Origin of the sequence: Salinarimonas sp. NSM, from assembly GCF_052380005.1 — a bacterium.
Classification (GTDB): domain Bacteria; phylum Pseudomonadota; class Alphaproteobacteria; order Rhizobiales; family Beijerinckiaceae; genus Salinarimonas.
On record NZ_JBQTCJ010000014.1, the window covers coordinates 42,123 to 64,480 of the forward strand.

The 22,358-nt window shown below is 73.8% G+C and carries 17 protein-coding genes; 6 read left to right on the plus strand and 11 right to left on the minus strand.

Annotated features, from left to right (window positions below):
- Positions 1 to 58 precede the first annotated feature (58 nt).
- Positions 59 to 1,240 (plus strand): YbfB/YjiJ family MFS transporter, encoded by a 1,182-nt coding sequence (locus tag ACTZWW_RS07870; RefSeq protein ID WP_444780393.1) that lies wholly within the window; start codon positions 59 to 61, stop codon positions 1,238 to 1,240.
- A gap of 97 nt (positions 1,241 to 1,337) precedes the next feature.
- Here the strand turns inward: ACTZWW_RS07870 and ACTZWW_RS07875 are convergent, their stop codons facing one another.
- The 8 genes from ACTZWW_RS07875 to ACTZWW_RS07910 form a co-directional block, all read right to left on the minus strand.
- Complete coding sequence (locus tag ACTZWW_RS07875) at positions 1,338 to 2,444, minus strand: NAD/NADP octopine/nopaline dehydrogenase family protein (protein ID WP_444780394.1); 1,107 nt, start codon at positions 2,442 to 2,444, stop codon at positions 1,338 to 1,340.
- Positions 2,420 to 3,424, minus strand: coding sequence for an NAD/NADP octopine/nopaline dehydrogenase family protein (locus tag ACTZWW_RS07880; RefSeq protein WP_444780395.1), 1,005 nt, complete (start codon positions 3,422 to 3,424; stop codon positions 2,420 to 2,422). The genes ACTZWW_RS07875 and ACTZWW_RS07880 overlap by 25 nt, the downstream gene beginning before the upstream one ends.
- On the minus strand, positions 3,421 to 4,164 hold the full coding sequence (locus tag ACTZWW_RS07885; RefSeq protein ID WP_444780396.1) for an iron-containing redox enzyme family protein: 744 nt from the start codon (positions 4,162 to 4,164) through the stop codon (positions 3,421 to 3,423). The genes ACTZWW_RS07880 and ACTZWW_RS07885 overlap by 4 nt, the downstream gene beginning before the upstream one ends.
- Before the next feature lie 11 nt (positions 4,165 to 4,175).
- Positions 4,176 to 4,385: a hypothetical protein gene (locus ACTZWW_RS07890; RefSeq protein ID WP_444780397.1), complete on the minus strand. Its 210-nt coding sequence runs from the start codon at positions 4,383 to 4,385 to the stop codon at positions 4,176 to 4,178.
- Between the two features lie 320 nt (positions 4,386 to 4,705).
- Positions 4,706 to 5,185 carry a 30S ribosomal protein S9 gene (gene rpsI / locus ACTZWW_RS07895; protein ID WP_444780398.1) on the minus strand — a complete coding sequence of 160 codons (480 nt, stop codon included), beginning with the start codon at positions 5,183 to 5,185 and terminating at the stop codon, positions 4,706 to 4,708.
- A gap of 2 nt (positions 5,186 to 5,187) precedes the next feature.
- The gene (rplM, locus tag ACTZWW_RS07900; RefSeq protein ID WP_029031177.1) at positions 5,188 to 5,649 is read right to left on the minus strand and encodes a 50S ribosomal protein L13; all 462 of its coding nucleotides are present in this window, start codon (positions 5,647 to 5,649) and stop codon (positions 5,188 to 5,190) included.
- A 216-nt stretch (positions 5,650 to 5,865) separates the two neighbouring features.
- Positions 5,866 to 7,989 carry a penicillin-binding protein 1C gene (pbpC, locus tag ACTZWW_RS07905; RefSeq protein ID WP_444780399.1) on the minus strand — a complete coding sequence of 708 codons (2,124 nt, stop codon included), beginning with the start codon at positions 7,987 to 7,989 and terminating at the stop codon, positions 5,866 to 5,868.
- Positions 7,990 to 8,002: 13 nt separating this feature from the next.
- Complete coding sequence (locus ACTZWW_RS07910; RefSeq protein WP_444780400.1) at positions 8,003 to 13,255, minus strand: alpha-2-macroglobulin family protein; 5,253 nt, start codon at positions 13,253 to 13,255, stop codon at positions 8,003 to 8,005.
- 222 nt (positions 13,256 to 13,477) lie between these two features.
- Between ACTZWW_RS07910 and ACTZWW_RS07915 the strand changes: the two genes are divergently transcribed.
- From ACTZWW_RS07915 to ACTZWW_RS07930, 4 genes are all read left to right on the plus strand, one after another.
- Positions 13,478 to 15,535, plus strand: coding sequence for an ATP-binding protein (locus ACTZWW_RS07915; protein WP_444780401.1), 2,058 nt, complete (start codon positions 13,478 to 13,480; stop codon positions 15,533 to 15,535).
- 81 nt (positions 15,536 to 15,616) lie between these two features.
- Positions 15,617 to 16,030, plus strand: coding sequence for an NADH:ubiquinone oxidoreductase subunit NDUFA12 (locus ACTZWW_RS07920; RefSeq protein WP_444780402.1), 414 nt, complete (start codon positions 15,617 to 15,619; stop codon positions 16,028 to 16,030).
- A gap of 118 nt (positions 16,031 to 16,148) precedes the next feature.
- Positions 16,149 to 16,640 (plus strand): DUF2155 domain-containing protein, encoded by a 492-nt coding sequence (locus ACTZWW_RS07925; protein WP_444780403.1) that lies wholly within the window; start codon positions 16,149 to 16,151, stop codon positions 16,638 to 16,640.
- A gap of 137 nt (positions 16,641 to 16,777) precedes the next feature.
- The gene (locus ACTZWW_RS07930; protein ID WP_444780404.1) at positions 16,778 to 17,245 is read left to right on the plus strand and encodes a YbaN family protein; all 468 of its coding nucleotides are present in this window, start codon (positions 16,778 to 16,780) and stop codon (positions 17,243 to 17,245) included.
- A gap of 312 nt (positions 17,246 to 17,557) precedes the next feature.
- Here the strand turns inward: ACTZWW_RS07930 and glmS are convergent, their stop codons facing one another.
- From glmS to ACTZWW_RS07945, 3 genes are all read right to left on the minus strand, one after another.
- Positions 17,558 to 19,363, minus strand: a complete 1,806-nt coding sequence (glmS, locus tag ACTZWW_RS07935) for a glutamine--fructose-6-phosphate transaminase (isomerizing) (RefSeq protein WP_444780405.1) — start codon at positions 19,361 to 19,363, stop codon at positions 17,558 to 17,560.
- A gap of 115 nt (positions 19,364 to 19,478) precedes the next feature.
- On the minus strand, positions 19,479 to 20,855 hold the full coding sequence (gene glmU / locus ACTZWW_RS07940; RefSeq protein WP_444780406.1) for a bifunctional UDP-N-acetylglucosamine diphosphorylase/glucosamine-1-phosphate N-acetyltransferase GlmU: 1,377 nt from the start codon (positions 20,853 to 20,855) through the stop codon (positions 19,479 to 19,481).
- A gap of 91 nt (positions 20,856 to 20,946) precedes the next feature.
- Positions 20,947 to 21,642, minus strand: coding sequence for a hypothetical protein (locus tag ACTZWW_RS07945; RefSeq protein WP_444780407.1), 696 nt, complete (start codon positions 21,640 to 21,642; stop codon positions 20,947 to 20,949).
- Between the two features lie 257 nt (positions 21,643 to 21,899).
- Between ACTZWW_RS07945 and ACTZWW_RS07950 the strand changes: the two genes are divergently transcribed.
- Positions 21,900 to 22,319, plus strand: coding sequence for a MerR family transcriptional regulator (locus tag ACTZWW_RS07950; protein ID WP_444780408.1), 420 nt, complete (start codon positions 21,900 to 21,902; stop codon positions 22,317 to 22,319).
- Positions 22,320 to 22,358 lie beyond the last annotated feature (39 nt).

A 22,358-nucleotide genomic window follows, 5' to 3' on the forward strand; every position in this document is an offset into this window, starting at 1 on the left:
TTGCGGTCGCAACCGGCGCGCCCTACCCCTGTCTGCCGGAGACGCACGGGAGGCGCACATGGCGGACGAGCTCGGGGCACGGCGCGCCGCCGTCGGCGAGGGTCTCGCGCCGTGGCTGCCGGCGCTGCTCGCCGTCCTCGTGGGCATCGGCTTCGCGCGCTTCGCCTACACGCCGCTGCTGCCGCTCCTCGTCGAGCGCGACTGGGTGAGCGCGCCGCAGGCCGCCTTCGCGGGCGCGGCGAACCTCGCGGGCTACCTCGTCGGTGCCCTCCTCGCGCAGGCGCTCGCCGCACGGCCCGAGCGCGGCGCGATCCTCAACACGGCGCTCGCCCTCGCCGTCGTCTCGCTCGCCGCCTGCGCGGCGCCGCTCGGTGCGCTCTGGCTCTCCGCGTTCCGCTTCCTCGCCGGCGTGGCCGGCGGGCTCGTCATGGTGCTCGGACCCTCCGCCATCCTCTCGCGCACGCCGCCGGAGGCGAAGAGCCGGGTGTCGGGCATCGTCTTCGCGGGCGTCGGCGTCGGCATCGTGCTCTCGGGCGCGTTGCTGCCGGCGCTGGCGACGCTCGGGCTCGTCGCCACCTGGCTCGCGCTCGCCGGGATGGCGCTCCTGCTGACCGCGATCGCCTGGCGGCGCTGGCCGGACGGCGCGGGCGCGTCCGTCGGCGGGGAGATGCCGAAGCGGGCCCCCGCGGCCATCGCGCTCCTCGTCCTCGCCTACGCCACGGACGGCGCGGGCTTCATCCCCCACACGCTCTTCCTGTCGGACTTCGTCGCCCGCGGGCTCGGCCGGGGCGAGGCCGCGGGCGGGCTCGCCTGGACGGCCTTCGGCATCGGCGCCCTCGTCGGCGCGCCTTTGTCCGGGCTCGTCGCGACGCGCATCGGTGCCGGGCGCGCGCTCGTGGGCGCGCTCTTCGTCAAGGCGCTCGCGGTGGCGCTGCCCCTCGTCTCCACCGCGACCGCGGCGATCTGGCTCTCGGCGCTCGTCGCGGGCGCGCTGACGCCCGGCATGGTCGCCCTCGCCGCGGGCCTCACGGCGAGCCTCGCGAGCGGCCCGGCCCAGGCACGGCTGTTCGGGACGATGACGATCGCCTTCGCCGTCGCCCAGGCGGCGGGGGCCTACGCGCTCTCGGCGCTGTTCGCCGCGAGCGGCTCGCACCTGCCGCTGTTCGCGGCGGGCGCCGCGGTGCTCGCCGTCGGCGGTGTGGCGGCGATCGGGGCCGTGCGGATGCTCGGGCGGGGGTGAGCGAGCGGCGACTGTAGCCGAGGCCGCCCTCGAAGGGGCGCCGACCAAGCGTTGGAAATCACGCAGTGCCGATTGCACGACTGATCTTGCATGCGCCTCAACCCAGCGCCGCCATCAACGCCTCGATCCCGTCGAACGGCGCGACCAGCGCCGTACCGGGGAGCGCCTCGGGCGGCGGCGCGTCCGGCTCCAGCGTCGCCCGCCAGCGCAGGATCGCATCGGCGCACGGCGTCGCTGCGCCGGCGAGCCGCAGGATCGCGCGCACGCAGGCGAGCCCGTGGTCGATGTCCTCGGTGACGTACGGCGACGACGGCGCGATCCCACCCCCCTCGGCCGCGGGACGGATCGGCGCCGGGCGGCCGGACAGGGTGTGCAGGCCTCGGAAGCGCCGCGTCAGCGTCGCGGCGTCGTTCGCGTCGTACTGGAAGAGGATCGGCGCAATGAAGGACGTGTCGCGCGGGATCGCCCGGCGCCCCGCCTGGAGCTCGGCGTCGAGGCGCAGGAGGACGCGGGTGGCGTCCTCGTCCCAATCGGTGAAGAACTCCAGGCTCCCGGTCGGCCGCCTCCCCGTCTCGAAGAGCGCGTAGAGCCGTGCCGGGTTGACGACGGAGTTCGACGGGCTGAGCTCGATGTTCACGTAGTGCGAGACCGGCACGGTCCGCACCTGGAGGAGCCGCGCCACCAGCTCGGCGACCGGGGCGGAGCGCTCCGCGGGCATCGCCGCGACGTAGCTCTGCCGCCTCACGCCGGAGAGGGAGACCAGCCGTCCGGCCTCGTGCGCGCGCACCACGAAAGGTATCCGCTGGACCCCGAAGACGCAGCTCTCCACGGGCAGGAGCCGGCGCGCCACGATGCCGAAGCCGCCGAAGCCGGGGACGCCGCCCACCAGGGTTCGGGCGTCGAGATGCGGCGCGATCGCCGCGAGCGCGGCCGGGATCTCCGCATGGGGAACGCACACGAGCACCATGTCGCAGCCGGGGATGCAGTCCTGCGCACGCTGGAAGGCACCGCGCAGCGGCAGGTCGACCGCGCGTCCGTCCGGGAGGATGCCCCGCAGCCGGTCCGACCAGGCGCCCGGCGCGGGAACGAGCATCCGCACGCCGTGCCCCGCGAGCGCCGCGGCGAAGGCGACGGAATGGGCGATCGGACCCTCCCCGCACACGACGACGCGCAGCACGCTCACCTCCCCGTCCGAGACTGCCACGCCACGATGGCTTCCGCCGTCGGCATCGCCTGTCCGGCACGCCGCGCCAGCGCGACGACGTAGGCGAGGCCGCGTCCTATGTCCTCGCGCACGAAGCGGTGCTCCCGGTCGAGCGTGGGGCGTCCGTCGACGATTCGGATCGGCACGGGCACCTCCGCGAGCGCCGCCTCGCCGCGGATCTCGGCGGTGACCCGCGCCGGGTTCGGCACGGGATCGCGGTCGACGAGCGTCCGCACGTGGCTTCGCGACAGGCCGAGCGCGTCGCGAAGACGAGCGAGCTCGCCGTGCAGGGCGAGGAGGATCTCGGACGCGCGGTCGTCCCAGCCCGCGTAGAACCCTCCCCCGTCGGCGGCGCGATCCTCGCCGGGGCCGCTGGCGATGGCCCAGAGGCGCGCGGGGTGGATCAACGGGTTGCCCGGCGACACGCTGACATGGTCGTAGGACGGCGCCATCTCGATCCCGACCGGGAGCAGCGCGCCGAGGACATCGCCGACGAGCGCGCGATCGTCCGCGTCGACCGCCGCGGCGACGACGGAGCTGCGCACGCCGCGCAGGTCGCAGCCCGTACCGTCCGCGAGCGGGCGGGCGACGAGGGGGCTGCGCTGCAGGCCCGCGCAGGCGGGCCAGAGCGCATCGATCGCCGCGAGCTCCTCGCGGAACGGCCCGGTCCCCTCCCAGGCGAGGAGGACGCGGCACGCGGGCATGGCGCCCGCGAGCATGCGCAGAAGGTCCGGCCGGGCGTCGGTCGGCACCGCCAGGACGACGACCGCGGCGTCGTGGACGGCGCTGCGCGGGTCCGGCCGCACGGTCGCGCGGCCGGCCGCGCAGGTCGCACCCGCATTGACGCAGCGGAATGTCCGCGAGCCGAGCCCGACCGCGCGACGCCCCCAGAGGGAGACCTCGAGGTCCGCCCTCCCTCCGAGGAGCGCTGCGAGCGCGAGCCCGATCCCGCCGCTGCCCAGGATCGCGACGGCCGTCATCGCCGGATGGCGCCTCCCGCGGGATCTCCGCCGGCGGGCGTGCGCGCGTGCCACAGGTGGTCGAGCGCCTCCAGCTCGGCGAAGTAGTCGGCCACGAGCCGCGAGATGCCGGCGAGGATCGCATCGGCCGCGAACAGCCGCCGCGTGTCGCCGACGAGCGTGGCCAGCACCTCCGCGACGACCTCGGCGTGATCGAGATTCTCGTCGAGCGCCCGGTGCTTGCTCGCACCGCGCACCGCGGCGTCGCCGAAGCGCGCGCGCACCGTCTCGATCACGGGCGTGGAGCCGAGGTCGGAGCACTTCTCCGCCCAGAAGGAGTAGAGCACCACGGGGAGCGGGCCGTGCAGCGCCATCGCGCCGCGGACGTACGCCACGAGCGCGCGCGTGGCCGCGAGCGGCTCGAGCGCATCGACCGCCTCGCGCCCGATCCCCATGCCCTCCAGGTCGCGGAGGTAGTAGCGATCGTGGACGGCCTCGGACCGGGCGTAGCCGGCCCAGATCTCGGCGGCACGGGGATCCGCCTGCGCGATCATCCGCGTCGCCTCGCTGTCCAGCTGCCGGAACTGCCGGATGCGGATCACGTGCTCGGCCGAGTGCCGGGCGAGAACCCACGCCGAGAGACGTCGTGGGTCCGTCGCGAAGGCGTCGGCCGTTGTCGAGGAGCTTCGGACGGCGAGCATCTGGGCGGCCATGCGGCCGCTGAGGATGCCGTCGACCTGCGCGACGGAAAGGACGCCCATGGCCCGCACCGTCACTTGACGATGTCGAAGCCGAAGGGAAGGCTGGCGATGACCTTCTTCCCGCCGTGATCCTTGCTGGAGTTCTCGAGCAGCGCCTTCAGCTCGATCGCGCTGTCCAGCATGCCGGCGAGGACGGACTTGTCCCCGTCGGACAGGTTGCTCTCCGCGACCCGGGCCTGCACGGCCTTCAGGTCGGCGCTGCTCACGTCCCGCTTGCTCATGTCCGCGTATCCCTACGTCGATGATGGCGATCGCACCGCACGGGCGACCGGCGACGAGCGAGACGATCGGCCCGACCGCGGAGGGCCGGCCGAAGACGAGGGCTCTGCGACGGCCCCGATTGGACCTCCCTCGGTCGACGCAATTTCAGCTTACGCCATTCGATAAACATAAGGTAGTAGGTAATCGTCGCGATTGACTGAGGGGTGGATTCGGAGACCGCCGCCGAGGCGCGTGTGCGATGCCGCGGATCGGCGCGTGAAACGAAAAAGGGGCCCGCGCGAACGCGGGCCCCTCCGATCGCGAAACGCTCGCGACGAGATCAGCGCTTGGAGAACTGGAACGAGCGGCGGGCCTTGGCCTTGCCGTACTTCTTGCGCTCGACCGTGCGGGAGTCGCGCGTCAGGAAGCCGTTCTTCTTGAGCACGCCGCGCAGCTCCGGCTCGTAGTAGGTCAGCGCCTTCGACAGGCCGTGGCGCACCGCGCCGGCCTGGCCGGAGAGACCGCCGCCGGCGACCGTGACGGTGATGTCGTACTGGTCGACACGGTTCGTCAGCTGGAGCGGCTGGTTGAGGATCATCCGCAGGACCGGGCGCGCGAAGTAGACCTCGAGCGTGCGGTCGTTGACGGTGATCTTGCCGGTGCCGGGGCGGATCCAGACGCGGGCGATGGCGTCCTTGCGCTTGCCGGTGGCGTAGGCGCGGCCGTAGGCGTCGAGCTTCTGGACGTGGACCGGACGCTCCTCGGCGGGCGTCGTGGTCTGCGCCTGGCCGAGATCGGAGAGGGACTGAAGGGTCGCCATCGTCAGATCCTCACGTTCTTCGAGTTCATCGCCGCGACGTCGAGCACCTCGGGCTGCTGCGCCTCGTGGGGATGCTCCGTGCCCGGGTAGACGCGCAGGTTGCCCATGATCTTGCGGAAGAGCGGGCCGCGCGGGAGCATGCGCTCCACGGCCTTCTCGACCACGCGCTCCGGGAAGCGGCCCTCGAGGATCGAGCGCGCGGTGCGCTCCTTGATGCCGCCCGGATGGCCGGTGTGGTGGTAGTACACCTTCTGCTCGCGCTTGCGGCCAGTGAACTTCACCTTGTCGGCATTGATGACGATGACGTTGTCGCCGCAATCGACGTGGGGCGTGTACGCGGGCTTGTGCTTGCCGCGCAGGCGCATCGCCACGATCGACGCGAGCCGGCCCACGACGAGCCCGTCCGCATCGATCACGACCCACTTCTTCTCGACGTCGGCGGGCTTCAGCGAAAAGGTCTTCATCGCGCTGGTTCCCTGTCGGGGGCCGGTCGGCCCCGTGCGAAACGAGAAGCCGCCGGGCGGACCCGGCGGCAGGTGGGCGGTGTCTATGCGCGAACGGGCGCCCCGTCAAGCCCCGCTCGACGAAAACGCGAGCCCGAAAGCCTTGGCAGGCAACGGTTCGGCACGCTCTTACCGAGATACCACATCATTGCGTACCAGAATACCGTCCGGCGGTCCTCACTCGAGCCGCACCGACACGGTGTCCGTCTCGCCGGCGGCGTCGATCACCGTGATGCGGGCGAAGCCGGCACCGTCGGGGCGCCAGTCCGCCTCGCGCCTGAGGCTCGCCGCCCCGACCGGCACGCCGTCGACGAGCCAGGTCAGCGGCAGCGCGCCGCCCTGGGCCTTGAGCGCGAGGCGCGGCTCGCGGGCGCCGCCCGCCGCGTCGACGAGGCCGAGATCGACGCGCGCCCCGTCCGGCGGGAAGGCGATGGCGAGGCGCGCCACCGCCGTCGCCGCGATGGTCTTGGGCCGGTCGCGACGGATGTGGCGCAAGGGCGGCGGCAGGTCGGCGGTGCCGACGAGGAGCGCGTGCGGCGGGACCGCGAGCGGCTGCGGCTCGCGCCCGGTCCGGGCGAAGGCGTCGAACAGGAGCGGCGCCGCCGCGTTGCGGCCGGTCAGGCCCGGCGTGGCCCCGCCGTCCGCGCGCCCGACCCAGACCGCGATCGTCAGCCCCCGGTCGAAGCCCACGGCCCAGGCGTCGCGAAAGCCGTAGGACGTGCCGGTCTTGTAGGCGATCCGTCCGCCGAGCGCGCTCTCCGGCGCCGGCGCGCCGCGCAGCACGTCGAAGACGTACCAGGCGGCGACCGGATCGGCGACCGAGGGCGCGAGCCCCCCGGGGACGGGCGGCGCGTCCGCGCGGGTCGCGAGCGTCGGGACCGAGCCCCCGCGGGCGAGGCCGGAATAGAGCCGCGCGACGTCCTCGAGCGTGATGCCGAGCCCGCCGAGGCCGACCGCCAGCCCCGGCGCGGTCTCGCGCGGCACGACGACCCGCGCGCCGGCCTGGCGCAGCCGCGCGACGAAGCGGGCGGGGCCGAGCTCGGAGAGCAGCGCCACCGCAGGCACGTTGAGCGATTCCTGCAGCGCGCGGCGCGCGGTCACGGCACCCTGGTAGCCGAGGTCGAAGTTCTCCGGCGCGTAGACGCCGTAGCGCACCGGCCGGTCCTCCAGGATCGTCTCGGGGTGCGCGAGGCCCGTCTCGAAGGCGAGCGCGTAGATGAAGGGCTTGAGCGCCGAGCCGGGCGAGCGCACGGCGCGCGTCATGTCGATGGCCCCGCGTCGCGCGCGGTCGAGGTAGCCGACCGAGCCGACATGGGCGAGGACCTCGCCGCTCGCGTTGTCGACGACGAGGATCGCGGCCGAGAGATCCGGCCCGAGCCGCGCGAGGCGACGGGCGACCAGCTGCTCGAGGCCGGCCTGGAGCGCGCCGTCTATGGCCAGCCGGTGGACGTCGGCATCCGCCCGCTCGGCGCGGGCGGCGTCGGCGGCGTGGGCCGCGAGCATGGGGAAGGCGATGCGTGCGGTCGGCACGGGCTGGCGCGCCGCGGCCTCCCGCTCGCGGGCGGTGATCACGCCCCGGGCGAGCGCGCGATCGAGCACGCGGTCACGCGCGGCGCGGGCCACCTCGGGATAGCGGTCCGGCCGGCGCGTCTCGGGGCTCTGCGGCAGCGCCACCAGCAGCGCCGCCTCGGCATGCGAGAGCCGCTTGGGCTCGCGGCCGAAATAGGCGAGGCTCGCGGCGCGCACGCCCTCGAGATTGCCGCCGTAGGGGGCGAGCGAGAGGTAGAGAGCGAGGATCTCGTCCTTCCCCATCGCCGCCTCGATCTCGCCCGCCCGCACGATCTGGCGCAGCTTCGCGGCGAGGCTTCGCTCCGCCCGGGGCTCGACGAGGCGCGCCACCTGCATCGTCAGCGTCGAGCCGCCGGAGACGATCCTCCCGTTGGCGAGGAGCTGGCCGGCGGCGCGGGCGAGCGCGCGGACGTCGACGCCGCCATGCGCGCGGAAGCGCGCGTCCTCGTAGGCGAGGAGCATGGCGAGGTAGGTCGGGTCGACGTCCGCGACGCCGACGGGGAGGCGCCAGCGCCCCTCCGGCGTGGCGTAGGGGCGCAGCAGCGCGCCTCCGCGGTCGAGCACGAGGACGGAGCGCGCCTGCGCGGGCGCGAGATCGAGCGGGCCGAGCGACGCGGCGAAGTGGCGGTAGCCCACGACGCTCGCCGCCCCGGCGAGCCCCGTCACGATCAGCGCTACGGCGAGCGCCCCAGCGACGAGGCGCAGGCCGCGCCGGCGCAGGAGGCTCCGCACGCCGCCCCTCCCCTCAGCGCGCCGGAAGGACGGTCACCGTGCCCGCGCCCGTGCGGCCGAAGCGCTCGGGACGGTACATGTCCTCCGCGCTCGCCGGCGGGTGCAGGTAGGTGCCGGGCGTCACGGCGCGCACCATGTAGGCGAGCCGCACGGTGCCGATGCCGCTGCCGAGCGAGTCGAAGGCGGCAACGAAGCGGTCGTCGCGGAACTCCACGCGATCGGGAACGCGCTCCTCGGCGAGCCAGGGCAGCGCCGAGACGTCGCTGCCGTCGACCAGGGCCGGGTTGTCGATCTCGAAGCCCGCGGGCAGGCGGTCGACCACGAGGAGCCGCCCCGCGAGCCCGTCGGCCTCGGTCACCTCGAGCACGGCCACGAGGCGCGTGTTCTGCACGACCTCGGCCGGATCGACCGTGTTGCCCTCGAGGTCGTAGTAGGTGCCCGTGATCGTGTACCCCTGCTCGAGCGGCGGCTCGGACGACAGGGGATTGCCGGTCACGGTCAACGCCACGTCGACGGCGCTCGCCCCCGTATTGCGGATCACCATGCCGCCGCCCCCGAGGGCGGCCGAGTCCCAGCCCACGGAGAGCGGTCCCTCGTGGAGGCCGCGCGAGACCTCGAGCCGGATGTCCCGCGCCTCGTCCGCGACGGTCCGCGCGGCGACCGCCATCCAGGCCATCTCCTGCGTCGAGAGGAGCGGGTTCTCCGCGCTCTCCTCTTCGATCGCGTCCGCGATCGGGCCGAGCGCGTCTGCGGCGACCCCCGCCTCGCCCGAGAGCGAGAGGATGCCGGCGGCGTCGCGCAGCCGCGAGCCGTAGTCCGAGCGCCAGCCGCGCTCGCGCCCACCGCCGTCGAGCGCCCGCGCCGCGGACGCGAAGGCGACCTCGGCGCGGCCGGAATCGCCGAGCAGCGCCAGGCCCGCCCCGATCTGCGCGCGGGCGAGCGGCGTCGCGAAGTCGTCGAGCCGCGCGTCGGCGAGGTAGCGCAGGTCGCCCATCACCGGGCGACCGTTGCGGGCGAGGACGTAGGCGGCGTAGGCGAGCGCCGTGCCCTCGTCGCCCTCGACCTCGGTCGTGTTGGCGACGTGGTTGCGCAGGCGCTCCAGCGCCCGGTCGAGCGCCGCCTGCGGCGCCTCGAAGCCCTCCTCGCGCGCCCGGGTGAGGAAGTCCGTCGCGTAGGCCGTCAGCCAGAGATCGTCGGTGCCGCGCGCCGACCAGAGGCCGAACGAGCCCGACGGCGTCTGGCGCCCGAGCACGCGGGCCACGACGTCGCGGATCGTCTCCTCGCGGTCGCGCGGCAGCGCCAGCGCCTCGGGCCCGACGAGGCTCGCCGCGTAGAGCAGCGGCAGCGCCTGGGAGACGAGCTGCTCGGTGCAGCCGTAGGGGTAGCGCGCCAGCGCCTGGATCATGCCCGGCGGGTCGAGCCGGGCGATCGGCGTCACGGCGACGCTCACGAGCCCCGTGCCGGGCTGGATGTCGGCGAGGAGGTCGTTCGTGACGCGCAGGCTCTCGCCGGGCGCGAGCCGCGCGATCTCCCGGCGCACCACGCCGTCCGTCCCCGGGGCGACGGGGAACGCGACGTCCTGCGCGAGCGAGAGGCCGCCCGGCCCGGTCAGCGTCAGCGAGACGCCCGACGCCCCCGGATCGCCCGCGGTGAGCGGGAAGGTCGCCTCCCCGCGCGCGCCCTCGGCGAGAGTCACCTCGGCGAGGCGACGGCCGACGGGGATGTCGACCGAGCCGAGGGGCAGAGCCTCGAGGGTGTAGGTCCCGGCGGGGCCGGAGACGTTGTCGAGGCGCACGTGCAGGCGGCTCTCGTCGCCGGCGTTGAGGAAGCGCGGGGCGGTCGCCGCGACGACGACGGGATCGCGCACGAGGACGTCGGCGGCGGCGTCGCCGACCTTCCCCGCGGACCAGGCGACGCCCATCACGCGCACGGTGCCGTTGAAGGCGGGGATGGCGAAGTCCACCGTCGCCGTGCCGTCCGGCCCGACCTCCACGATGCCGGAGAACAGCGCCAGCGGCGGCTGGTCCGGGGGCGGGGCGGCGAGGCCGGCGGGCGCGGAATCGCCGCCCGAGCGGATCGCGCCGCGGGTGCCCTGCATGCCGTCGATGAGGAAGCCGTAGAGGTCGCGCACCTCGGCCCCGAGACGCTTCTGGCCGAGGAAGAACTCGGTGGCGTCCGGCGCCCGGTGGTCCGTCAGCGCCAGGATTCCGACGTCGACGGCGGCTAGCACCACGTGGGCGCTCTCGCCGGGGGCGATCCCGTCGAGACGCACGGGCACGGTGAGCGTGCCGCGTGGGCGGATCTCCGCGGGCGGCGCGAGCGTCATGGCGAGATCGCGCGCCTCGCGGTCGACGGAGAACCAGGCGAGCCCCATGGCACGGCCCGGCTGGCGCCGCGCGGCCTCGTCGAGCGGGCGGTGGGCGATGGCGACGAGATAGGCGCCCGCGCCCCAGTCCGGCGAGACCACGAGCTCGGCGCGGGTCCCCTCCCCCGTCACGGGAATCGTCTCGAGCGTATGCACCCGGTCCGAGACGACGGCGAGCGTCGCCTCGCCCTCGAAGGCGGCGTCGATCGTCGCCACCAGCGTGTCGCCGGCGGCGTAGGCCGCCTTGTCGAGCGTCAGCGGCAGCAGATCGGGCGCGCGCGCCGTCGCGTCGCCGGACCAGCCGACGTCGAAGGTCACGCTCGTGGGCAGCACCGCCGGATCGGCGGCGACGACCTCGAGCCGATGCGTGCCCCAGGAGACCGGCGCCTCGATGCGCGCCGGCACGTCTGGCGCGAGCGCGAGCGTGCCGCTCGCGATGCGCTCGGTCGTGGTCACCGGCTCGAAGCCCCATTCGCCGCCGCTGCGGTACCATTGATAGCGGCGCTCGACCTTCAGCAGGTTCCACGTCGCCTCGCCCGCGAGGCGCGAGCCGTCGGGCCGCGCGGCGACGACGTCGAAGGCGGCGAGATCACCCTCGGCGAGATCGCTCTCGAGCGGCTTCACGCCGATCACCGGTGCGTCCGGCAGGATCGGCAGGGTCAGGCTGCGGGAGACCGCGCGTCCGCCGGGCTCGGCGACGCGCAGGGTGATCTCGGCAGCGAGCGGCCGCGCCGCGGCCGGCGCCGGCACGGGAACCGTGACGCGCGCCGCGCCGTCCGCCCCGGTGATCCCGTCCTCCGGCAGCGCGGCATAGGCTCCCTCGACCGGCTCGTCGGAGAGGCCGACGACGAAGCCCGCGAGCCCCGGCACCGCGCTCGCGTCGGCGGCGGAGACCGAGACCTCGCCCGAGATCGCGAGATCGGCGCCCGGCGCGCCGAACAGGTAGCGCGCGGCGACGTCGACGATCGCGGGGGCGCCCGCGGTCACCGCCGGGTCCGCCGGGGTGAGCTCGAGCGCGATGCGCTCGGGCACGTAGTCCTCGACGAGGAACGCCGCCTCCCCGATCGCAGGCGCCTGCGGGTCGACGTGCGCGCTCACCCGCCAGGTGCCGGGCATGGCGTCGTCGAGGAGCGCGAGCGTGTGGACGCGCCCGCCGTCGCCGGCGTCGCGGCCGAGGATGCGCGTATGCTCCAGGCCGTCGGGCCGGCGTATCACGAGCGTGAGCGGCACGGCGGGGACGGCCCGCGCCTCGCCGTCGCGCAGGAGCGCGGTGAGGTGCACCTCCTCGCCGGAGCGGTAGACGCCGCGCTCGGGGAAGACCATAGCCTCGATCGGCCCCGCCGGCGGGCGCCCGGCGACGCCGCGGTCGGTCAGGTCGAACGGCGCCTGGCCGAGGTCGAGGAAGCCGTAGTCGCCGCCGCTCTCGGCGGTGACCATGCCGGCCCCGAGCCCCTCCGAGCCGCGGGCGAGGCCCGGGTCGAAGCGCGCGTGCCCCGTCGCGTCCGTCGTCAGCTCGCCGAGAACGTCGTTGTTGCGCGCCACCAGCCGCACGCGCGCCCCGGACACCGGCTCGGCGCTCGCGAGCGAGCGGACGAGCACGTGCACGCCGTCGCTCGCCGAGAAGGCGGTGAGGCCGACGTCGGAGACGACGAACCACTGCGTGGCGCGATCGTCCCAGTCGTCGTCCGGCGCGATCGTGGCGTCGGCGCGCGCGGTCATGACGTAGACGCCGGGCTCGAGCGCGCCCACCGCCTCCGACACGGGGAAGGCGGTGACGACGTCGACGTTGCGCTCCATGGCGACGTCGAGCGTGCCCGACCAGATCGGGGCGCCGCGCTCCTCGGCGATGCGCGTCTCGGTCCAGCCGGAGATCTGGTCGAGGAAGTCGCCGCCGCGCAGGGTCGGCAGGAGGTTGCGGTCGCCGATGCGGTAGATCGCGACGGCCACCGCGTCGGTGTTCGTCGAGACGACGGGGATGCCCTCCTGGCCGAGCCGCGGGAGGACGTAGTTGCGGCCCGTGAAGCGGGCCTGGGGCGCCCGGTCGCGGATGTAGACCTCGTAGTCGGCGGCGCGCTCCAGCACCTCGTCGACGGTCGAGGGTATCCCCTGCCGGAGCACGATCGCGTAGCGCTCGCCGTGGACGAGACCGTCGACGCACACCTCGTTGCCCTCGCTCGTCACCGCGACGCCGCTCGTGCCGGCGACGGCGACGTAGGGCGCGAGGTCGACGCGCGGCGGCAGCGTCTCGGAGAAGACGAAGCAGGCCCGCGGGGCCGGCGTGTCCGATTCGACCCGGTAGTCGAGGATGCGGAAGCCGTGGCGGGTGCGCAGGAAGTCGTGCACGTTCTGCACGGCGGGGACGGCTCGGGTCGCGAGGCTCGCCTTGTAGGCGGTGAGCGCATCGCGCCACATCTCGCGCGCGGCGAAGGCCTCGCCCAGCGCGGCGAGCGCGTCCGCCGCCTCGGCGTCGTCCTCGGCGTGGCCCCAGGCGATGTAGGCGGCCACCGTCGCCCGCTCCTGCATCCGCCAGCGCTCGTTCCAGTCCTGGTAGGGCACGGCCAACGCGGCGCGGGCGTAGGCGGACCAGAGCGTGTAGCTTTCCGGGTTGACCCGGATCGCCTGGGCGAAGCTCCACAGCGCGTCGCGCGGCGCGCCGGCGGCGAGGAAGCCGCGGCCCTCCACGAGGAGCTCCCGGCTCGAGCGTTCCGGCCGCGGCGTCTCCTGCGTGATCTGCGCCTCGACCTGCCGGGTCATCGCGGCGAGCGCGGCGTTCTCGTAGGCGCGCGTCTGCCCCGCGGCGGGGGAGAGCGCGAGCCATGCGCAGGCGAGCCAGGCGAGCACGATCGCGCCGAGGGCGCGAGCGGCGAGCGTGCGAGCGAGCGCAGGGGCGAAGGAGGTCATGGCGGTGCCTCGTGCGAACATGAGCACGCGAGCTTACCAGCAGCGGCGCGCACCCGGGAGCGCATCCGCATTCGCCCGGATCATCGGGCCACCTGCGCGCCCGCGGCTTGCCGCCGGGCCGGTCGCGCCATACACCATCGTGGGAAGCACGGCAGAGGGCGGCGGGCACATCGTGAGGATCGGCGCAGCGGGACGGAACGCGACATCTCGAGAGCGGCTGCGATGCGGCGCCCCTTGATCCTGCTCGCGCTCGCCGCGCTCGTCCCGCTCGCGCTCCTCGCCGCGGGGCTCGGCTTCGCCACCCTGCGCCAGCAGCAGGAGGCCATGCGCGAAAGCGCGCTCGCCGAAGCGGGCGCGATCATGGCGGACGTCGACCGCGAGCTCGACAGCTACCTCGAGGTTCTCGGCATCCTGGCGCAGTCGCCCTTGTTCGACGAGGAGACGCCCGACCTCGTGCGCCTGCGCATCCTCGCCGAGCGGATCGAGCGCGCGTGGCCGATCATCGATCGGATCATCGTGAGCGACCGCGACGAGCGGCAGATCTTCAACTCCTTCGTCCCCGAGGGCACCCCGCTGCCGGCCGTGGTCGATCGCGAAGGCCATCGCCGTGCGCTGGAGTCGGGCCGCTCGGAGATCGGGGACCTCACCGGCCCCGGCCCCTTCAGCGAGGACGGGCTGCCGCGGGCGACGCTGAGGGTGCCGGTCGTGCGCGAGGGGCTCGTACGTTACGTGCTGGTGGCCGTCGTCTCCCTCGACCGGCTGCGCGCGATCCTCGCCTCGAGCGAGACACCGGCGGGCTGGCGGCCCTTCCTGATCGACGGATCGGGCCGCATCGCCGCGGCGACGGCGGCGCCCGAGGTGATCGGCGAGCCCGCGGGCGCGAACGCGGTCTCTGCGCGGGCGAGCGGCGACGAGGGCATCTACGCCGGAGAGACGCCCTCCGGCGATCCGGTCGTCACCGCCTTCGTGCGGAACCCGGCGACCGGCTGGTCGAGCCACGTCTCCATCCCCCTCGCCCTCTATCGCGAGCCGCTGGTGCGCTCGGCAGGCCTCGTCGCCGTCGGAGGCCTCGCCGCGATCGTGCTGACGGCGACCTTCGCATGGCTGTTCCGGCGCGAGCTGAAGGTGAGCCGCGACGAGGCGCTCGCCCGCGAGCGGACCGCGCGGCTGGAGGCGCTCGGGCGCGTCGCCGGCGGCGTGGCGCACGACGTCAACAACGTGCTGCACGTGATTCTCGCCGGCATCGCGCTCGTGCGCCGCCACCATCCCGATCCCGCCGTCGAGCGCTTCCTGGGGCCGATGAAGGACGCCGCCGAGAAAGGCACGCAGACGACGCAGGGTCTGCTCGCGTTCTCGCGCGGCGGGGGCGGCCGCAAGGTCGCGACCGATCTCGCGGCTCATCTGCGCGCGCTGGAGCCCCTTCTGCGCCAGGCCCTCCGCGGCGACATCTCGCTCGTGGTGGCGACGCCGCCCGGCGCCGTGGTCGTCGAGGTCGACCCGACGCAACTCGATCTCGCGCTCCTCAACCTGCTCTCCAACGCCCGCGACGCGATGCCCGGCAGCGGGGCGGTTCGTGTCGTGCTGGCGACGGAAGAGGACGGGACGCAGGCGCGGATCGCGGTGAGCGACACGGGTCCGGGCCTTCCCGAGGAGGTGCTCGCGCGCGCCTTCGAGCCCTTCTTCACCACGAAGCCGGTCGGATCCGGCACGGGGCTCGGCCTCGCCCAGGTCTACGGCTTCGCCCGCAGCGTCGGCGGCACCGCGCGGATTGCGAGCGGCCCCGGCGAGGGCGCGACGATCGAGATCCGCCTGCCGATCGCCGGCCCCGCCGCGCAGGCAGCCGTCGCCCGGGCGGCGGAAGCGACGGCCTCGGCCGCCGCCGCGACGGAAACGGTGCCGGCGCCCGACGACGAGACCGGCCGCGTCCTCGTCGTCGACGACAACGACGCAGTGCGCGCCAGCACGGCGGCCTACCTCGCCGACCTCGGCTTCGACGTCGTCCAGGCGGCAAATGCGGCGGAGGCGCTCGCGGTGTTCGCGTCGGGACCGGACGCGCCGCGGATCGTCGTCTCCGACCTCGTGATGCCCGGCCCTATGAACGGCCTCGCGCTCGCCGAGGCAATCCGGGAGCAGCGGCGGGGGACGACGATCGTTCTCGTCACGGGCTACAGCGACGCCGCCTCGGAGGCCGCGCAGCGCGGCTTCCCGATCCTGCCCAAGCCGGTGGACTTCGACCGCCTCGCCGAGCTGATCCGCACGCGGCGGCGCAGCGCGGCCTGACGCGCGCCCTCCCCGCTTCCCGCGGCCTCTGGACTTGTCGCCGCGCAGTCGCCATAAGGACGCGCACGAGGGACGATGCGCATGACCTTCAAGCAGTTCATCACCGAGCTCTTCACCTGGTGGAACGGGCAGACGCTCGGCACCCGGCTGACGATCCGCCGCTACGGCGAGCTCGTCGGGCGCGACGAGCTCGGCAACACGTATTATCGCGACAAGCGCGGGAAGATCGACGGCTACGGCTACGAGCGCCGCTACGTGATCTACAACGGTCTCGCCGACGCCTCGCGCACGCCGATGGAGTGGCGGATGTGGCTGTGCCACACCCATCCGACGCCGCCTTCGCAGGAGGACTACACGCCCCGCGCCTGGCAGAAGCCGCACGAGGAGAACCTCACAGGCACGCCCGGCGCCTACCGCCCGCGCGGCTCGACCCTCTCGGAGGGCCGTCGCCCCGCGGCGACCGGCGACTACGTGGCCTGGACGCCGGGTGACTGAGGCGGCCCGCGACCGCGCAGACGCCTTGCCCGCCTCGTTTCCGTCGCGATCGGCGCCGATTGAGACCGCGGGGCGGCGCCTCCGCTCCCCGTTTCCGGACGCCGGGCCCGAGATCCCCATGCGCAGACCGTACCGCCTCCCGACGCTCGCCCTCGCCGCCTGCGCGCTCCCCGCGATCGCCGTCGCGCTCGCGGCATCTCCCGCGTCGGCGCAGAAGATCGAGAACCCGGTCGCGGTGTTCTCCGGCCTCGACAAGATCACCGGGCGAATCATCAGGTTCGAGGCCGGGATCGACGAGACCGTTCAGTTCGGCGCGCTGCAGCTCACCGCCCGGGTCTGCTACACGCGCCCGCCGACCGAGAGCCCGAACACGACGAGCTTCATCGAGGTGGACGAGCTCTCCCTCGACGGCGCGCTCGCGCGCATCTTCACCGGCTGGATCTACGCCAACTCCCCGGGCCTCAGCGCCATCGAGCATCCGGTCTACGACATCTGGCTCGTCGACTGCCTCCCCGCCCCCGCCGCCGAGATCGCGGAGGAGGACCGCGGGCCCGACCGCGCCGGGACGATCGCCGACCATCCCCTGCCGCCACCGCGCCCGGCGCTCTGAGCAGGCGGAGCAGGGTTTGCGGGGGCATCGCGAGACCCTATCTACCAGGCTCGCCCGGGACGGGCACGGGACACGAAGGCGGGCGGATCGTGAGCGAGGCCGGACGGCGCGAAGGCGCACCACAGCGCGACGCGCGAGTGCCCGATCCCGCGCCGCGCGCGCTGGATCGCGAGATCCATGATCCGCAAGCGCATACGCCGGTCGAGGAGGCCATGGAGAGCCTGACGCTGCCGGCCTGGGCGCGCTGGACGCTGTTCGTGCTCGGCTTCGTCTTCCTCGGGATCGGCGCGCTCGGCGTCGTACTGCCGCTCCTGCCCGGCGTCGTCTTCCTGCTCGCCGCCGCGGCCTGCTTCGCGCGGTCCTCGCCGCGCTTCGAGCGCTGGCTGCTCACGCATCCGCGGCTCGGCCCACCGGTGGTCACGTGGCGGCGCACCGGTGCCGTTCCGCGCCACGCCAAGGCGGCGGCCGTGCTCGGCATGGGCGCCTCGCTCGTGGTGATGGCGATCGCCGGAGCGCCGACGATCGCCATCGTCCCCGTGGCCGCCGTGATGCTCGCCTGCGCCGCCTACATCCTCAGCCGCCCGGACGCTCCCTCGACGAGCTGACGGCCTCCCCGCACTTCCAAATGCATACGCATAGCCCATGCGCGGACGGTCTCCTTCCGTGCAGGGGAAGGTGGCGCCGGCGAAGCCGGTGACGGATGGGGCGCGGCGCGAAGCGACGCGTTCCGCGAAGCGGAAGCCTCCGTGTCCGGCTTCTGCCGCCGGTTTCGGCTTCGCCGAACGCGCGTGCCGCGCGCCCCATCCGTCTCGGCGCTGTGCGCCGATCCACCTTCCCGTACAGGCAAGGACGACGCCGTGCTCGTCTTCCGAGCACCTCGAGCACCGACCTGGCGCGCCGAGCGTCCGCCGGCCCGCTCACTCCACCGTGACGGACTTCGCCAGGTTGCGGGGCTGGTCGACGTCCTTACCCATGAAGACCGCCGTGTGGTAGGCGATCAGCTGGACCGGCACGCTGTAGACCAGCGGGGCGACCAGCGGGTCGGCCTTCGGCAGGACGAGGGTCGCGAGCGTGTCGAGCTGGGCGTGGGCGACACCGTCCTCGTCGGTGATCAGCACGATACGCCCCCCACGGGCGGCGACCTCCTGCATGTTGGAGATCGTCTTCTCGAAGAGGTGGTCGTAGGGTGCCACGACGACGACGGGCGTCGCCTCGTCGATGAGGGCGATGGGTCCGTGCTTGAGCTCGCCGGCCGCGTAGCCCTCGGCGTGGATATAGGAGATCTCCTTGAGCTTGAGCGCCCCCTCCATCGCGATCGGGTAGGCGGCGCCGCGGCCGAAATAGAGCACGTCGCGGGCCTTCGAGAGCTCGCGGGCGAGCGTGTCGATGGCGGGCTCGAGCGCCATCGCCTCGTGCATCAGCGCGGGCGCGCGCAGCGCCGCCTCCGCGTAGCGATCGGCCTCCTCGATGCTCAGCGTGCCGCGGGCGCGGCCGGCCTGGAGCGCGAGCGCGAACAGGGTGGCGAGCTGGCAGGTGAAGGCCTTCGTCGAGGCGACGCCGATCTCCGGGCCGGCATGGGTCTGCGCGATCGCGTGCGCCTCGCGCGCCATGGAGGAGGTCGGCACGTTGACGACGGCGAGTACCGTCTGCCCGTTCTCCTTGGCGTAGCGCAGGCCCGCCAGCGTGTCCGCCGTCTCGCCCGACTGGGAGACGACGATCATCAGCCCCGTCTCGGGAAGCGGCGCCTCGCGGTAGCGGAATTCGGAGGCGACGTCGATCTCGACGGGCAGGCGCGCCAGGCGCTCGAACCAGTACTTGGCGACGAGGCCGGCGTAGTACGCCGTGCCGCAGGCGGTGATCGTCAGGCGCTCCAGGCTCTCCCAGTCGACGGCGGCGGCGCTCTGCGGGTCGAGATGGGCCGACAGGGTGCGCGCGACGACCTCGGGCTGCTCGTAGATCTCCTTGATCATGTAGTGGCGGTGGTTGCCCTTCTCCGCCGCGAAGACGCCCGCAGCGATGCGCTGGCGCTGGCGCGAGACGGGCGTGCCGCGTTCGTCGAGGAGGCTCGCGCCGGCGCGGGTCATCACCACGACGTCGCCCTCCTCTAGGTAGGTGACGTCGTCGGTGAAGGGGGCGAGCGCGAGCGCGTCGGAGCCGAGGAACATCTCGCCCTCGCCGTGGCCCACCGCCAGCGGCGAGCCGCGCCGGGCGCCGATCATGAGGTTCTCCTCGCCCTCGAACAGGAAGGCGAGCGCGAAGGCGCCACGCAGGCGCGGCAGCACCGCGAGAACGGCGGCGCGCGGGTCGCGCCCGGCCTTCATCTCCTGCGTGACGGCCTGGGCGACGACCTCGGTGTCGGTGTCGGAGGAAAAGCGCACGCCCTCGTCCTCGAGGGCGAAGCGCAGCTCGCGATAGTTCTCGATGATGCCGTTGTGGACGATCGCGAGCCGGTCCGTGGCGTGCGGATGCGCGTTCGCCTCGGTCGGGCGCCCGTGCGTCGCCCAGCGCGTATGGCCGATCCCGGCATGACCGGGCAGCGGCTCGGCCTCGAGCTTGACCTCGAGATTGCGCAGCTTGCCCTCCGCCCGGCGCCGCACGATGTGCCCGCCCTGGAGGGTCGCGACGCCCGCCGAATCGTAGCCACGGTACTCGAGCCGCTTGAGCGCGTCGACCAGCCGGTCGGCGACGTCGTCACGCCCGAGGATGCCGATGATACCGCACATGGGAACACCTCACGTCAGGAGCGCACGCCGCCGTCCCGCTGCTTCGGGAGCTACCCGGACGCCGCAGGCTATGCCAATCACGTTTCTTGACCGTTTATGAACGTTGCCGGACCCGTCACGCGCCGTCGCCCGTCCCGCGCGAGCGCTTGGCGTCGCGAAAGCGCTCCGCCCAGCCGGGCTTGGTCTCCTGGCGGCCGCGGGCGAGGGTGAGGGCGTTCTCGGGCACGTCCTGCGTCACGACCGAGCCCGAGCCGACATAGGCGCCCGCCCCGATCGTCACCGGCGCGACGAGGGAGGAGTTCGAGCCGACGAAGGCGCCCTCCCCCACGCGGGTGACGTGCTTGTCGAAGCCGTCGTAATTGCAGGTGATCGTGCCCGCGCCGAGATTGGCCTTGGCGCCGATCTCGGCGTCGCCGACATAGGAGAGATGCGGCAGCTTCGCGCCCGCGCCGACGCGCGCCTTCTTCACCTCGACGAAGTTGCCGACCTTCGCCGAGGCGCCGATGTCGGCGCCCGGGCGCAGCCGCGCGAAGGGGCCGACGGTGGCGCCGGCGGCGACGCGCGCGCCCTCGAGATGCGAGAACGCGTGGATCGTCGCGCCCGCCTCGATCGAGACGCCAGGCCCGAAGACGACGTTCGGCTCGATCGTGACGTCGCGCCCGAGCGCGGTGTCGAACGACAGGAACACGCTCGCCGGATCGATCATCGTCACGCCCGCGCGCATCGCGCGCTCGCGCAGGCGCTCCTGGAGCGTGCGCTCCACGGTGGCGAGCTGGACGCGGTCGTTGACGCCCTGCACCTCGTCCTCCGGCGCGACCACGCAGGCGACCGCGAGATCGCGCGCGCGCGCGATCTCGACCGCGTCGGTGAGGTAGTACTCGCCCTTCGCGTTGGCGTTGCCGATCGCCTCGAGCAACGACAGCGCGTGCGCCCCGGAGAGCGCCATCAGGCCGGCGTTGCACAGGGTCACCGTCCGCTCGGCCTCGCTCGCGTCGCGATCCTCGCGGACCGCGACCACGGCCTCGCCCTCGCGCAGGACGCGGCCGTAGCCGGCAGGGTCCCGCGCCTCGAAGCCCAGCACGACGACGCCCGCGCCCTGCGCGAGCGGCGCGCGCAGCCGTGCGAAGGTCTCCGCCTCCACGAGGGGCGTGTCCGCGTAGGCGACGACCACGTCGTCGATGGGCTCGGCCAGCACCGCGCGGGCGGCGAGCAGCGCGTGTGCGGTGCCGAGGCGCTCGGCCTGCACGAACACGGCGGCGTCCGGCACGGCCTCCCGCGCGGCCGCGGCGACGTCCTCGCGACCCGGCCCGACGACGACGGCGACGCGGTCGGCGCCGGCCGCGCGAACGGCGGCGAGCGCGTGGGCGAGCATCGCGCGCCCCGCGACTCGATGAAGCACCTTGGGCGTGTCCGAGCGCATGCGGGTGCCCTCGCCCGCGGCGAGGACGACGGCGAGGCAGGTGCGGCGCGGAGATGTCACGGACTCGGTCACGGGGCTCGGCTCCTGGGGCTCGGCTCCTGGGGATGCGCCGCTCCTATGCGCGAGGCGCGGCGCGGGCGCAACCGGTCCGTCGCGCCCCGCCTCAGGTCGTCTCGCCGTTGAGGCAGCCTTCGTCGCGCGTGCGCTCGAGCAGCGCGCCCGCCGCCTCCTGGAGCACCCGCGCGCGCTCGAGCGTCATCAGCGTCTCGAACGCCTCCGAGCGCATGCGCCAGAGCTGGAGCAGATCGTCGCGGTCAGCGCGCGTGATCCGCGCCTTGAGGATCGTCTGCCGCTCCGATTCGCGCGCCTCTCGCGCACGGATCTGCTGCGGGGTCGGGTTGTCGATGCGCAGACGGTCGACGAAGATCGCCGAGAGCGCGTCGCAGCGCGCCTGGCCCTCGAGCCCGGCGGCGCCGGTGGGGACCGCGGAGGGACAGTACAGCCCGCGCCAGCCGGCGACGACCGAGGACGCGTTGTCGATGAGGCGGTCGATCCCGCGAATCGCGCGCGCCGCGTCCCAGAGGTCGCGCCCGCGCAGCAGAGCCTCGGCCTCCTGGAGCCGCTCGAACGGCTCGACCTCCTCGCGGCTCGCGATCTCGTCGAGCACGGCGAGCGCCCTGGCCTGCGTCTCGACCAGGGGATCGATCTCGCCGACCTCCGCCAGCGTCTCGGCGTAGCTCGTGGCGATCTGCATGCAGGCGGTCGGCTCGCGGCCGAACTGCGCGGACGCGGCGGCCGGCGCGAGCATCGCGGCGACCGCGATGCCGAGCACGAGGAAGAATGGACGCGTCACGATCATGGCAGGGTCGAACATGGGGCGGATGCGGCGGGGAGGCAAGGCGCGCCGCGCCGGCGGCGGTGTCGCGGCGGCGCGTGTGTCGTGTACGCTACGCGTCGTAGCTCCGCGTGCGCGCATATGCCAGCACCTGTTGCTAGAAAAACGCTCCGCAGCTCTCGCTTGCCACCCGTTCGCTTTCATTGCATCATGAAACAACCATGCGAATGCACCCCGGTGGATTCGCTCCTGTTTCGATGGTCTTTCGGGGGCCGTTTCACATGACGACGATCGCAAAGCTGCGCAAGAAGGACAAGCCTCAGGAGGGTGCCGGGAGAGCGGAGGATCGGGAATACCTGATCAGCGACCTGTCGCGCGAGTTCGACGTCACCCTGCGCGCGCTCCGATTCTACGAGGATCGCGGCCTGCTGTCGCCCCGTCGGATCGGTACGATGCGGATCTACTCGGCGCAGGATCGCGCCCGCCTCTCCGTCATCCTGAAGGGCAAGCAGCTCGGCTTCACGCTGGCGGAGATCCAGGAGATGCTCGAGTCGGACGCCAAGAGCGGGCCGAGCGGCGTCGACCTGAAGCTCTCCGTGGAGAAGATCGACGAGCAGATCGCCCATCTCGAGGCGCAGAGGACCGAGGTCGAGGCGGCGATCGCCGAGCTGCGCGCCACGCGCGCGAAGCTCGTCCGCTGAGGACGCGGTCCGGCGGGCTGGCGCCACGCCCGCGCGCTC

What these genes read in the sequence shown, in the direction of transcription:
- ACTZWW_RS07870 (WP_444780393.1), top strand. Translation starts at nt 59, where the DNA reads ATGGCGGACGAGCTCGGGGCACGGCGCGCCGCCGTCGGCGAGGGTCTC.
- ACTZWW_RS07880 (WP_444780395.1), bottom strand. Translation starts at nt 3,424, where the DNA reads ATGACGGCCGTCGCGATCCTGGGCAGCGGCGGGATCGGGCTCGCGCTC.
- ACTZWW_RS07885 (WP_444780396.1), bottom strand. Translation starts at nt 4,164, where the DNA reads ATGGGCGTCCTTTCCGTCGCGCAGGTCGACGGCATCCTCAGCGGCCGC.
- ACTZWW_RS07890 (WP_444780397.1), bottom strand. Translation starts at nt 4,385, where the DNA reads ATGAGCAAGCGGGACGTGAGCAGCGCCGACCTGAAGGCCGTGCAGGCC.
- rpsI (WP_444780398.1), bottom strand. Translation starts at nt 5,185, where the DNA reads ATGGCGACCCTTCAGTCCCTCTCCGATCTCGGCCAGGCGCAGACCACG.
- rplM (WP_029031177.1), bottom strand. Translation starts at nt 5,649, where the DNA reads ATGAAGACCTTTTCGCTGAAGCCCGCCGACGTCGAGAAGAAGTGGGTC.
- ACTZWW_RS07910 (WP_444780400.1), bottom strand. Translation starts at nt 13,255, where the DNA reads ATGACCTCCTTCGCCCCTGCGCTCGCTCGCACGCTCGCCGCTCGCGCC.
- ACTZWW_RS07915 (WP_444780401.1), top strand. Translation starts at nt 13,478, where the DNA reads ATGCGGCGCCCCTTGATCCTGCTCGCGCTCGCCGCGCTCGTCCCGCTC.
- ACTZWW_RS07920 (WP_444780402.1), top strand. Translation starts at nt 15,617, where the DNA reads ATGACCTTCAAGCAGTTCATCACCGAGCTCTTCACCTGGTGGAACGGG.
- ACTZWW_RS07925 (WP_444780403.1), top strand. Translation starts at nt 16,149, where the DNA reads ATGCGCAGACCGTACCGCCTCCCGACGCTCGCCCTCGCCGCCTGCGCG.
- glmS (WP_444780405.1), bottom strand. Translation starts at nt 19,363, where the DNA reads ATGTGCGGTATCATCGGCATCCTCGGGCGTGACGACGTCGCCGACCGG.
- ACTZWW_RS07945 (WP_444780407.1), bottom strand. Translation starts at nt 21,642, where the DNA reads ATGATCGTGACGCGTCCATTCTTCCTCGTGCTCGGCATCGCGGTCGCC.
- ACTZWW_RS07950 (WP_444780408.1), top strand. Translation starts at nt 21,900, where the DNA reads ATGACGACGATCGCAAAGCTGCGCAAGAAGGACAAGCCTCAGGAGGGT.